This is a genomic window from Streptomyces sp. NRRL F-2580 (assembly GCF_000720115.1).
GTDB lineage: Bacteria > Actinomycetota > Actinomycetes > Streptomycetales > Streptomycetaceae > Streptomyces.
On the sequence record NZ_JOIR01000011.1, the window covers coordinates 272405 to 284494 of the forward strand.

Here is a 12090-nt window from a genome sequence, read left to right on the forward strand (position 1 = left end):
GAACCGACGCCGTACCACCCCAGACAACGAGTGACGGCCAGCGCACATGGGCAACAAGGCGCTGGCCGTCAGTGTTCTCTCACCAGAAAGAACCCCACCATGCTATGCGACCGACACCCCGACTGTCCCCAGCCCGGCGACATCGCCCAGCTCAAGAGGGGTAACAGCATCGGCGCCGACGACACCGACAGCTTCGTCATCGTCGAAGACTTCCCTCCGACCGGTCGGCACCTCGTGCTCAACCACCCCGCCGACCACCCCGGCCGCGCCGACTGGGCCGCCGCCGTTCCCCTGGACGACATAGCCGCCCTCACCCGGCTCGAACCCACCGGCAGCCGCACGTGGGCGCCGGCCCCGGAACCGGACGACCTCCAATGACCCCGCCGAGCAATCACGACCCCGAACAGGAGACGACCGTGCCCCGCAAGACCGGCCGCACGCTCTACTCGCGAGCGGACCTGCGCAAGGTCCACAACATCAGTGAGCCGACGCTTCAGAACCTCTGGACCGACCGGGAGAACAACGGGCACCCGCCCGTTACGGAGACCATCGACGGCGTCATGCACTGGGACGGCGACGAATGGGCGACGTGGCACCACGAGCTTCAGCGTCAGCGCGCTGCCGCGAGCACCACGAACCCGCCGAACCTCGACGGCGACCCCGAGGATCTGGTGACCCCGGCCGAAGCGGCGAAGGTCTGCGGGTTCGCCGACTCCGCCACCGTCTCCCACTACGTCAAGAGCCCGCCGGAAGGGTGGCCCGAGCCCGACGACTGGGACGAGCTCCCGTCCCGCCGGCGCCCGAAGTGGAAGCGCTGGAGGCTGTGGCAGTACCTCGCGGACCGCAAGGGCCGCGGCCACGCCGGCGGACGCCCCTCGGGCGCCCGCGCGCGGGTGGCCTACCCGTATCAGGGGGACGAACGGCTGACCCTCGCGCGGCGAGCCATCGCGGAAAACCCTCGGGCGACGAACGCCGAGCTGATCCCCCAGCTCCAGGAGCAGACGGAGAAGACCTACTCCCGCCCGACCTGGAACCTGATCCTCAAGTCCGCCCGCGAGCACCCCGAGGAGTGACCGTTGACCGATACCCGCTGCCCACGCTGCGGCGGCCGACTCGGTGATCGGCCCGCGCGTTCCCGGCTGACCGCTGACCGCGATGTCCTCATCTGCACGACGTGCGGGACGGACGAGGCCGTGCGCGAAGCCCAGCGCCAGGCACCCTTGCCGTTCGGCGAGTGGCCGCTGAACACGTAGGCCCCGGCCACGAGCTCACCCGGTGACATCAGAAGGTCCCCGCTCCAGTTCTCGGAACGGGGACCTTCCCGTATCACCAGTCACCGGCCGGTCGGAGCCCCCGCGCGGTGTCAGTGCAGCGTGTGGCGTCACCCTGCGCCCGGGTGGGTCACCTCGCTCGGCTTGGCGTACACAAGGATCTCCAGCCCGGACTCTTCCCCGCACTCGCCGCAGCGGCGCACGTCGGCATCGCCGTCGAAGCGCAGGTGGACCATTTCCGCCCGCCCAGCCTTGCAGCGGGGGCAATGCGCCTCGCGCACAGTTCGTATCGGCTCGCCGTATCGGTTCGTCATACCGGCATCCTGCCGGACCCGCGGCTCAGAGCCGTCACCAGCCGCAGGCCCGGACTCTGCGCTGCCACGTCCTCACCTGCCTACATCCTCCGGCGACCCGCCCCCTGACTGTGATGCCCAAGCCCCCGACACCTCGATGCCCAACGGCACCGAGGTAACAGTCCGCCAGGACATCAGGCTCCAAGGAGCCCGATCCACAGCAGCGACCAGCCGCCCCGAGTGCCCCCAGTCCCTCCCCATTGATCATGATCTTGAATTTTAAGGACCAAGGTATCGTCACTTCGTGACGATACAATCAGCCAAGACGACCGAATCTGACCGGATAAGAGCGGGGGGTGAGCGGGCCGATGGGGTGGGTGACCATGATCGGCCCGTCCGACGAGCAGGTTGAGTACCGTCTGACCGGCGGTCACGGCTGCGGAAAGTCCACCACGGTCGACGCGGCCCCCCTTGTCGCCGCCGTCGAGGCCAAGGCCGAAGCGGCCGGTGCCCCCGTCGCCTCCTTGCTCGGCTCCCGCGAGTCCAAGCGCGCCTTTTTCCGCGCCCGCGGACTGATCCGCAGCAAGGGAGCGGCCCGGTTCGCTGGGTTCGACGCCGTCGAAGTCGCCGCCGCAGCCGGTCTCGACGCCCGCGATCTGTACGGCGAGCAGGCCCTTCCCCAGCGTGCCGCCGACGGACAGGTGGACTACCACCTGGACGCCAGCGAACGCCCCCTCGTCTGGATCGGCAACGGTCTCACTGAGTTCGACATCACGCCCGGGAGCGTCCTCGCCCCCGAGCACTTCCAGGCCGCCCGCCGCCTCATGCACGGCGAGGACCCCCGGACCGGGCAGACCCTCGTGGAGCCCAAGCTCGCCATAGCGCCGGCCGCGAAGCTCCCCGCCGCCCCGTTGGCTCGTGCCATCCGCCGCGCCGCCGCCGAACGCAGCGTGAACCCCGTGACCTTGCTGGACTCCAAAAGGAAGCAGGACGCCTTCCGCAGGATGGAGAGCCAGCTCAAGCGGTTCGGGGAATCGCACCGCGTCCCGGTCTCCACGCTGCTCAAGCTCGCTGACGCCGTCGGCATCGACGCCGTCGCCCTGTACGGCGAAGACGCGTTGGAGAAGGCCGTGGCCGCCGAGGCGGGCGGTCACCTGGACGCCCGCGCACTCCTGCGTGCCGTCGAGGCCCGCGCCACCGAGACCGGGCAGCAGCCCACCGACCTGTTCACCGCGGCGTCCCTGAAGCGCCGGTACGTCCAGACTACGGGCGAGGGCGAACGCCGCCTTCGGGACCTGCCCATGGACGTCCGCGAAGCCGTCGCCATGGCCAAGGCGGCAGGGCTCGCGCCCGAGGACGTGTGGGACGCCGAGGAGATCAAGGCAGCCCTCCTCGAAGGACGAGTGCAGGTCGGCAACTTCGGCGCCGACGTCACCTTGGATCTCGCGAAGTCGAAGTCCGCGTTCCTCGCCTACGCGCCCAAGGAGATCGCCGCTCAGGTGGAGGGCATCTACACCTCCGCCGGCCGTGAGTCCATCGGCGCCCTGGAGCGGTGGAGCGCGTACGGCATGCGCGGTCGCCACGGCGATGGTGACGAGGCGGAGACCGTGAAGACGAGCGGATTCTCCGGCTGGATGATGGTCCACCGCGCGGCCCGGCCTGTGGATGGCGCCCCGCACGGCGACCCTCATTTCCACCTGCACTTCACCCTGGCCAACATGGTCAAGGGCACCGACGGCAAGTGGTCCACCATGGCCAGCGGGGGCCGAGACCTTCACCGGCACGCCCGCGCCACCCAGTCGCTCATGAACGCCCGCATCCGGCGCGAGCTGACCGACGAGTTCGGCATCAGCTTCCGCCGTGAAGAGCGAACCGGCGCGTGGGAAATCGCGGCGATCCCCGAGGCCACGATCCGCCTCTTCAGCAAGCGCGACAACCAGGTCCGGGACCTGCTGACCAAGCTGGGCATCGACTACGACAGCGCCACGACACGCGAGCGCACTGCCGCCTCCACCGCGTCCAAGGCCGCGAAGAACGGAGAAGCCGCCGGAGTCGCGGACGACGTACTGCGCGACTACTGGCAGGCCGAAGGCCGCGCCGCCGGTGACGACCCCGACGCCATCGCGGCCAGCGCGATGGCGCAGGGCAGCTCGAAGCGGAACCCCAGCCTGGACGAGCTGTGTGCCCAGGTCTTCGACCCGAAGACCGGCCTGACCAGCCACTCCAAGGACTTCACCCACGCCGCCGCCATCGCTGCCGTCCTGGACGCCCTCCCGCACGGAGTCGCGAACGCCGAGGAGGCCGAACAGCTCACCAACTCCGTGCTCCGGCACGCCGGGCACGCGGTCAAGCTGAGCCCGAAGGGCGCCCAGCACTTCGCGCACGCCGACCGGTACACGACGGCGGACGTGGTGGCCGCGGAAACGCTCATCGTCTCCGAGGCGACCAGCCGTCTCGACACACAGGCCGCCGTCGTAAGGCGCGACACGGTCGACATGACCCTGTCCACCGTCGAAGCCCAGCACGGCGGCACCTTCAAGTTCTCCGACGAGCAGCGCGCCGTGCTCGAACGGCTGCTGACCGCCGGACACGGAATCGACGCCGTGGTAGGCATCGCCGGATCGGGCAAGACCACGATCATGGACACCGCCCGGCAGGCATGGGAGGCACACGGACTCGTCATCGCCGGAGCGAGCACGGCCGCCGTCGCCGCGGCCAACCTCAAGGCCGAGGCCGGGATCACCTCACGCACCCTCGCGTCCTGGCTCACCGGCATCCGCACCGGCGGCGCCGGCCTCACGGGCGTCGACGTGCTGGTCGTGGACGAGGCCGCGATGTGCGATGACCGCGACATCGCCGAACTCCTCACCCACGCCGCCCAGACCGGCACGAAGGTCGTCGGCATCGGTGACCCGAAGCAGCTGCACTCGCCCGGCATCGGCGGCAGCTTCGCCGCCGTCCACCACCTTGTTGGCGGCCTCACCCTCAACCAGAACTTCCGGCAGAAGGACATGGTCGAGCGCCGGGCACTGGAGCTGTGGCGCGACGACAACCGAGTAGAAGCACTCCGTACCTTCGCCGGAACGGGCCGCGTGCACGCCCTCGCGGACAAGGACGCCACCCTTGCCGCGATGCTCACCGTCTGGGCCGACAAGCGCGCCGCGCACACCGACGACCACACGGCCGTGCAGCAGCTCCTCATGCTCGCCGCCACCAACGAAATCGTGGAAGAACTGAACGTCGGCGCCCGCGCCCTGCGGAAGGCGAGCGGCGACCTCACCGGCCCGGAACACGTCTACGCCCTGCCAGGTGGCGATGAACTGACGCTGTCCGTCGGTGACCAGGTTCTCCTTCGGACCAACGACTACCGAGGCAAGCGGAGCCGAGGCGAGAACGAAGACGTGCTGAACGGCTACCGCGGAATCGTGCGAGCCGTGGACGCCGAGCGCCGGGTTCTGGTCGAGTGGCGCGAGAAGACCGCCGACGGACACCGCGACGTCGCCGAATGGGTCGACGCCGACTACATCGTGCAAGGCGGACTCAGCCTCGGATACGCGATCACCGGCCACAAGTCTCAGGGCCTCAGCGTCCAGGAGGCCCTGGTCTACGGCCCCGGCGCGCAGGCGAACGCGCTCTACACGATGATGAGCCGCGACAAGAAGGAGTCCCACCTCTTCCTGCCGCTGTCCGTCTACGAGTCCGACGCCGACCGTGCTCGTGGAGGTGACGCGCTCACCGAGCAGGAACAGCTTGACCGCGCTGTCGCGGGCCTCATCCGCGAAATCGAGAGCGGCACCGAGGAGCGCATGATCCTCACCGAACTCCCCAAGAACGCGGTCCCCGCCCACGTCCGTCAGGCCGTAGCGGATCTGCCGACCCCACGCGCTCCCGGCACCGGCGACCCCCACGAGGTGGACGGCACCCAGGACGCGCCGGAGTCCGAGGATCGGCGTACTCCGGACACCACGGAACTGCCCGCGGCGCCGGCCACACCTCCGGAACCCGCGCCGACGGCTGACCGCCCGTACGCTCACCTCAGCACCGCGGCCCTGCGTGACGCCGCGCGCAAGGCTGCCACGGCCGCGCGCGCCACCAGGACGGCGGCTGAGAAGACGGAGGCCGCCGCCGACCGTGCCGAACTGCAGGCCGCCGCCGGAACAGGGCCGAACGCGCTCGCGCTCAACCGTCGACACCAGGACGTTGCCGAACGTGCCGTGGCGATTCGCGAAGTCCGGGCACTGAGGAGCACGATCGCGGAACGTACTGCCGGACTGCGCGACACGCATGAACGAATCGAAGGACTCGAACAGCAGCTGACCGCCACCGGCCGGTTCGGGCGTTCGGTGCTGCGCGGGGACGAGCGTGCTGCGGTCCAGGCAGATCGTGAGGAACTGCTTCGTACGTGTGAGGAGACCGGGCGGGAACTGGAGCCGATGAACAAGCGGCTCCACGAGGCTGCCGAACTGGCCGGACCCGTCAGCGAACACGAAGCCGTGCTCACCGAAGCGGACAGGCCGCAGCAGGAGAAGGCCGCACTCCTGCGACGTGCCAAGGACAAGGACAACCAGGCAGCCAAACAACTCCGGACCGAGGCAGCCAAGGCGCGCAGCACTGCTCGCGGCGCCGACCACCGAGTGTCCGGCCTCCAGGAGGAGATGACCCTGCGAACTCAACATGGGCGTCAGCGCGCCGACGTAGAGGAGTCCGCAGCACGGTCCGCCCCGAAGCCCGAGTACCCGTACGCCAACCGAACCGCGATGGACTTCGTACAGCCCAGTCCGCCGCCAGACAACGCACAGGACGCACCGCCCGTATAGAAGGCGCCGGAGACTGCTTAGGTCGGCCCTTGTCCGCCGAGCTCGGTGATGATCGCGGTCTGGACGACACCCGCCGCCCAGGTCGTGGACACCTCCAGGGCCAGGTCGGGCAGGCCGGCCCCGATACTCCGGCTCATCCCGCCCCACCGGGGCTCGGGGGCATCCGGCACCCAGCCGCTCCGCGAGGCGCCCTCGCCGGCCAGGAGCGGCTCGATGAAGGAGGACTTCACCGGGGCGTTCGGATCCCAGGTCCGGGTGAGCCAACGCCAGCATTCGGTCACCGGATCGCCGGTCGGCGTAGTGCGCGACAGATCGTGAACGGCTTCCTGCAGTACAGCGGTGACGAGCGCTTCGACCCGTTGCCTCGCATCTCGCACGGGGGAATCGCTCGGCGAAGTTCACGAAGTTTGCGTACTTCCGGGTGGCGGATGTCGGCTGAAGACTGGTCAGGCTTTCGGAACGGGTTCCCGCTCGCTGGGGCGCGATCTAGGGTTTGTCCCATGCCCCCTGCACACCCGCTGGCTGACCAGGCCGCCACCCTGCGGTCCAAGACTCTGACCTTCTTGCGCGCCCCGGTGAGCCGTGAGCTCTGGGCCATGCTCATGAACCGGGGGCACAGCTTCATCATGCCCGCCTCGTGGTCGGCACTGCCCCGGACCCGGCAGATCGAGTCCATGGTCGTGGCGGAGGGCAAGAGGGTCTCCGACGGAACGACGTTCGCGATGACCGGAGACCTCGTGCAGGCAGCCCGCGCGGTCGGCCAGGACCAGTCGATTGCGCTGCCGTTCACCCCGGACGTGCTGCCGGCGTCATCCGGGATGCTCGCCTTTTCTCCGGAAGAGCCGTTGATGCATGTCGGCCCGGGGGCTCCCGTGGTCGCGGTCACCTGGGGGCCTCCCATGGAGGGGTTCTCCCCAGGCGTGCACCTGACCTGGTGGGCGGCGATGCCCGACCAGGACCAGGAACCGGACGCGGTGGCGCGGGGCCGGCTGATCCCGATGGTGCCGGACTTCGACCTGCACCTGTCCTTCCACCCCTTCTTCGACACCCGCTTGTGCCTCGAGGAGCTTCCGTCCGGACTGCTCTACTCGGCTGTCCCACTCCGTACCGTGGTGGCCGCCTGGTACGCGCTCACTGCGGACAGCACGACACTGTCCGAACAGCGGCCCCACGCGGCCGTCACGCAGGCGTTGAAAGAGTTGAGGGCGAAGAAGCGGGGCGTGCAGGTCGGCACGACCAGCGGAGCCGACACCGCACACCGAGCCATCACCGAGCGGGCCGCGCAGAGGATGCGCAACGTGAACGAGCAGTCCGAGATGTTCGCGCCGTCGCCTGAGTTCGCCGCCACCCCGAAGAAGGTCGATCACGGCGTCTTCGAGGCCGCGCTGGACCACCAGCTCGACGCCGGCAACCGGCGCACCGCCCACATCTACCGCGAGGCGGCAGACCACTGGCACCGGCTGGAAATGCAGGCCACCCAGAGGTATCCCGGCGTCTTCGAGAATCTGGAAGAGCTGCGCGTCCGTGAGCACGAGCAATGGAAGCCGTGGTGCTGGGTGCCTAGTGACCATGTGGCGGCCTGGCTCGTGGAGATGTACGACGCGCCGGTGGACCAGGCCATGTGGGACGGGCACCGAATCGCCGCCCTCGGAGCCTGGCGGAGCGGCGGCCGCCACAGCGTCCTGACCACCCTGCGCCTTCAGGCAACCGCCAGCGACCGGGTCCCTGTACACCTCCCCGAGGCCATGCCCGCGCCCGGCCTCGGGGTGGTCATCGACGACAACGGCAGAATCCACCTTTTGCTGGCGTTCCTCGACGATGTCAGCGATCACGGGCCCGCAGACGCCGAGCTGGTACTCATCTCCAACTACGGCAATCCGGCACACATGATCGAGGACGTCAGCAAGCTCACCGTGTTCCTCACAGGCACTGACCTGCTTGACGCTGTGAAGATCACCCAGGGGTATTACGACGACGCCGTGGTGAAGAACGGGGGCACGAAACCCCATCCAGCCGAGGAGGCCGAGTATGCCGAACACGCTTACGTGATGGGGCTGTACACCGGACTTCTCTCCGCCATCTGCGCCCCCGGTGCCCAGGTGCAGGATGCCGGGGCCCTGACCGGACGCAAATTGCCGGCGACGTGGCCACCGGAGCCGAACGTCCTTTCAGAGACGACTCTCTGGCTGCTGGGCGGTGAGACCGAGACCCGCTGACAGGGGCCAGCACTGATCCAGATGCCTGACCGGCGGCCCGGCCAAGAACCGTGGGAGTCCGACGTGATCTCCTGCACCTCCTCGGGCGGGTAGTCACGTGCGGGTGGTGGGATCGCGTCGCCGTACAACGTCACAGGAAGAGGCCGTACCGACGGTTGGGCGTACGGCGGGGCGGCGGGGTACGGCTCCAGCGCCGGCCGGTGGGCCGGTGCTTGGGCGATGACGACGGTGCGGAGTCTGCAGGGTGAGGGGCGTCCTCTCGGGGGGCGCTACGACACTGTTCGCAGGCTGGTAGCGGCCATAGCCGGGAGCAGGCGGGTGCGTCGGGGAGACACATCGAATCGCTGCGTTGTCGGTGGGTTCGTTCATGATGAGAAGCGTGACGACTTCACCCGGTGGCCAGCACGGTGCGGATATGAGCGACGAATTGCAGGGTCATCTCGGCCAGCACAGTGGGTCCCGTTACCGGCCGGGGTACAGGCCGCCGGCACGCGGGTACTGGTGCGACCTGTGTCCGGATCAGGCTGCGTTTTGGGATCACTGCCATGACCATGGCTTGATCCGGGGCCCGTTGTGCCGCAGTTGCAATGGCAGCGAATTCCTCTGGGTGCACACCAATCGCGGTGTACAGCACCTGATGCGCTGCCCCGGCTGCCGGGAGGCTGGGCACCCCCGGATGCGCAATCGCATTGCCCGCATCGGTCCGACGCTGAGGCTCGTCATGGACCTCTCCCATCCTGGAGAGACCAAGATCTATTGCCATGGCCGCTGGGAAGGGGAGGACATCGAGGAGAGCTGGACAGACGTCTTTCGTGATCTGTCCGGCGGGTACCTGAACGCGTATGCGGTCTGTAGCGACAAGGACTGTGACGCACGGTGGCGCCTGTCCATCAGCCGGGCAGACTTCGAGCTGCTCGATACTGTTCGCCTGGCGGCCGGACTGCACCTCGCCGGCCAGCTCATGCCTCGCGAGGGTCCTCGTTGGGTAGCGGAGAACACCCCTGTCTTCTGGATGGATGTCCCGCAGCAGGCCGGGCCGCCGGATGCGGGATCCGCTTGGCATCAGCCAGTGACCGTCGTCATCCCCGGTTTGTTCGGACTGCGCCTGGAGAGGGTGCTGGGACGCCTGCTGGAGAAGGTCACGCTTGGCAGGACCTGGACCAGGAGGGGGCGGTCCTCGGCTCTGGAGCTCACCGCGACGTCCATCGGCTTGGTAGCCCTCCACGTCTTGCTGCGTCTGCCGCACCAGGAGGCCGGGGCCCCGGTGTTCACACAGGGGGAGTCCCGCGGCTGGTGGCAGGCAGCCGAGCGGATCCGGGCTGCGTTGCGCTTGTCCCTGTCCGTCGGTAGTTATGAAAGGTCAGGTGCAAGGTAGGCGCGATGTCAGTGGTACTCCCGGGGCTGAGCTGCGCTCGGCCCTGGCCGTGTTGCTAAAGAAAGGTGGTGAGCCGGAAGCACCCCAGACTTCGCCGTCGAGCAGCGCCATTCCCAGTACGGGCCACGCCTCCCGACTGCGACGGTGCATCCGCGTGGTGTTCATCTCGCTGCGTAGACCGTTGGCTCATGTGCCTGTCTGTGATGTCAACATGCACACTGACGGTTTCCCGATCGACCGAAGGACTGAGCCGTGCCCGACCGACCTGAGATTGTCTGCATCTGCGGCTCTACCCGGTTCGTGGACCAGATGCGTACGGCGAACCGTGATCTGACTTTCGCAGGTGCAATTGTCGTCGCGCCAGGCGAAGCAGGCGAGTTGATCACCAACGAGCAGAAGACCGCGCTGGACGCCCTCCACCTGCGCAAGATCGACCTGGCTGACCGGGTTCTGGTCGTCAACCCAGGCGGGTATATCGGCGAGTCCACGAGCAGGGAGATCGCATACGCCCACGCCACCGGCAAGCCGATCTCGTTCACCGATCCCGTCTGACCAGTAGACGCTTCGTGGTGCGCGCGGGTAACGAGTCTCGGTCAGCCTCGGAGCGTGTTGCTAGGGGGTCTTCGAAGGCGTCGGGCATGGGCCTGGCCTGGCCGGTCCGGGTTGCGTACCCCGGGGGTGATCTCCCGAGCCGGGGAGCGATACCGCCCCACCCTCCCGGCGTGTCGAACGGTGGGTGTGTCCGGATCGTCTGCCTGAGCAGGGATGGCTCGCTACCCTCGCTTTTATGGCTCTGGCTGCGGCTCGCATGGTGGATCTGCGTAAGGAACCAGTCGATGCGGTGCTGGACCGGGTAGAGCAGGGGCTGGGGGTGCGCCTGGACCGGGCCGCGGTGATCCGTAAACGCCGGTCGCTGGGCGGCCGGACCGACCGGGGTACGTGGGTGCGGATCGAGCGGCGGGGGTTCGAGCGGATCGGCGTCCAGGGGTGCAACGGGACCGAGGCCGCCGCTGTCCTTGGCGGTGTGGTGATGCCGCAGTGGTACCGGGGGCTGGCCTGGCGGGACGAGAGTGAGCCGGCTATGTGGCGGGCGGATGAGCTGGAGCTGATCAGTGCCCCGCCGATCGGGAAGGGCGCCCTGTCCCTCAGGGACCCTGAGTTGCCCGAGACGTGGTGGGCCGCGCTGAACACCTCCCTCGACGCGCTTGCCGCCCACCGCACCCTGCGTGTCGCCACCCCGGATACCGAGCTGATGACGCAAGAACTGGTGACGGCGAAGCTGGGTGAGGTATTCCCCGAGGTCGAGGACACTCTGGTCGGGCAGTGGGCTGCGGCGCACGCGGATCTGACGTGGGCGAACGTGATGGGCCCGGAGTTCTGCGTCATCGACTGGGAGGACTGGGGCATGGCTCCGCGCGGACTGGACGCAGCAACGTTGTGGGGCAACGCTCTTGCCGTCCCGGAACTCGCGGACCGGGTCCACCGCGAGCGGCGGGCGGATCTGGAGAGCCGGGACGGCAAGCTGATGGCGCTGTTCTTCCTGTCGAAGATCGTCGGCCCCCATGCCTACGAGGACGATCCCCTGCTGGTGCCGGCGAGGAAGGAAGTCGCGCGGTTGGTGGCCGAAATTCAGGCGGCCTGACGCGTCCGCAGGACGTGGCGGTATTCGGACCACCTGGTCGTCGACTTCGTACGCGAGGGCCTCGGTCAGCTCCCGCAGACGCGGCGTCCATCGCGGCAGCGCTGGCCTTGCTCCGGTCTACGCCCCACCCCCCCTTGACCCATCCAGAAGGTTCCCTCCGGCATCAGCTGACGGCCAGGCCCTGGAGGTCATGCTCAGATGGCGCTGGTGCACTCGATGTGCCGGACCTCGCGGAAGGCACTCGACAGGTTGACGGCGAGGTTGACGGAGCCCGTGGGCGACGACATGATGACCCATTGCGTGGCCTACGCCGAACCTCCCGCGACCGTCCCCAGCACGGTCTTCCATCGGAGGCAAAGGGACCAGCGTCTCAGGTCGTTGTCGCAGCCCGATCGCCTCGGGCGAAGTTGCTGGGGAACCGTCGCTCAAGGCGTGGAAGGCCGCGATGACAGCCCGTAGGAACTTCAAGGACCAAG

General features: G+C 68.5%; 9 protein-coding genes. 7 read left to right on the forward strand and 2 right to left on the reverse strand.

Going from position 1 to position 12090, the window contains the following annotated elements:
- Window positions 1-99 precede the first annotated feature (99 nt).
- Together IF88_RS0114675 and IF88_RS0114680 are read left to right on the forward strand one after the other, a co-directional pair.
- A complete protein-coding gene (locus IF88_RS0114675; protein WP_030711095.1) occupies window positions 100-378 on the forward strand; it encodes a DUF6211 family protein in 279 nt (92 codons plus the stop codon).
- A 38-nt stretch (window positions 379-416) separates the two neighbouring features.
- Window positions 417-1073, forward strand: coding sequence for a hypothetical protein (locus IF88_RS0114680; RefSeq protein WP_234323527.1), 657 nt, complete (start codon window positions 417-419; stop codon window positions 1071-1073).
- A 308-nt stretch (window positions 1074-1381) separates the two neighbouring features.
- Here the strand turns inward: IF88_RS0114680 and IF88_RS43485 are convergent, their stop codons facing one another.
- Window positions 1382-1585 carry a hypothetical protein gene (locus tag IF88_RS43485; RefSeq protein ID WP_078892888.1) on the reverse strand — a complete coding sequence of 68 codons (204 nt, stop codon included), beginning with the start codon at window positions 1583-1585 and terminating at the stop codon, window positions 1382-1384.
- 362 nt (window positions 1586-1947) lie between these two features.
- Between IF88_RS43485 and mobF the strand changes: the two genes are divergently transcribed.
- Window positions 1948-6381: a MobF family relaxase gene (mobF, locus tag IF88_RS0114690; RefSeq protein ID WP_234323528.1), complete on the forward strand. Its 4434-nt coding sequence runs from the start codon at window positions 1948-1950 to the stop codon at window positions 6379-6381.
- Window positions 6382-6398: 17 nt separating this feature from the next.
- Here mobF and IF88_RS0114695 read toward each other — a convergent pair whose 3' ends face one another.
- The gene (locus IF88_RS0114695; RefSeq protein WP_158754378.1) at window positions 6399-6758 is read right to left on the reverse strand and encodes a hypothetical protein; all 360 of its coding nucleotides are present in this window, start codon (window positions 6756-6758) and stop codon (window positions 6399-6401) included.
- 303 nt (window positions 6759-7061) lie between these two features.
- On the opposite strand from IF88_RS0114695, the gene IF88_RS0114700 reads away from it, so the two are divergent.
- The 4 genes from IF88_RS0114700 (at window position 7062) to IF88_RS0114715 (ending at window position 11614) form a co-directional block, all read left to right on the forward strand.
- Complete coding sequence (locus tag IF88_RS0114700) at window positions 7062-8597, forward strand: hypothetical protein (RefSeq protein WP_158754380.1); 1536 nt, start codon at window positions 7062-7064, stop codon at window positions 8595-8597.
- Window positions 8598-9012: 415 nt separating this feature from the next.
- Window positions 9013-9972: an endonuclease domain-containing protein gene (locus IF88_RS0114705; protein ID WP_234323529.1), complete on the forward strand. Its 960-nt coding sequence runs from the start codon at window positions 9013-9015 to the stop codon at window positions 9970-9972.
- A 252-nt stretch (window positions 9973-10224) separates the two neighbouring features.
- Window positions 10225-10524, forward strand: a complete 300-nt coding sequence (locus IF88_RS0114710; protein WP_030711108.1) for a hypothetical protein — start codon at window positions 10225-10227, stop codon at window positions 10522-10524.
- Window positions 10525-10759: 235 nt separating this feature from the next.
- Window positions 10760-11614, forward strand: coding sequence for a phosphotransferase (locus IF88_RS0114715; protein ID WP_063754798.1), 855 nt, complete (start codon window positions 10760-10762; stop codon window positions 11612-11614).
- Window positions 11615-12090 lie beyond the last annotated feature (476 nt).

Excerpts from the sequence above, each read along its gene's own strand:
- IF88_RS0114675 (WP_030711095.1), top strand. The coding sequence starts at position 100 with ATGCTATGCGACCGACACCCCGACTGTCCCCAGCCCGGCGACATCGCC.
- IF88_RS43485 (WP_078892888.1), bottom strand. The coding sequence starts at position 1,585 with ATGACGAACCGATACGGCGAGCCGATACGAACTGTGCGCGAGGCGCAT.
- IF88_RS0114705 (WP_234323529.1), top strand. The coding sequence starts at position 9,013 with ATGAGCGACGAATTGCAGGGTCATCTCGGCCAGCACAGTGGGTCCCGT.
- mobF (WP_234323528.1), top strand. The coding sequence starts at position 1,948 with ATGATCGGCCCGTCCGACGAGCAGGTTGAGTACCGTCTGACCGGCGGT.
- IF88_RS0114715 (WP_063754798.1), top strand. The coding sequence starts at position 10,760 with ATGGCTCTGGCTGCGGCTCGCATGGTGGATCTGCGTAAGGAACCAGTC.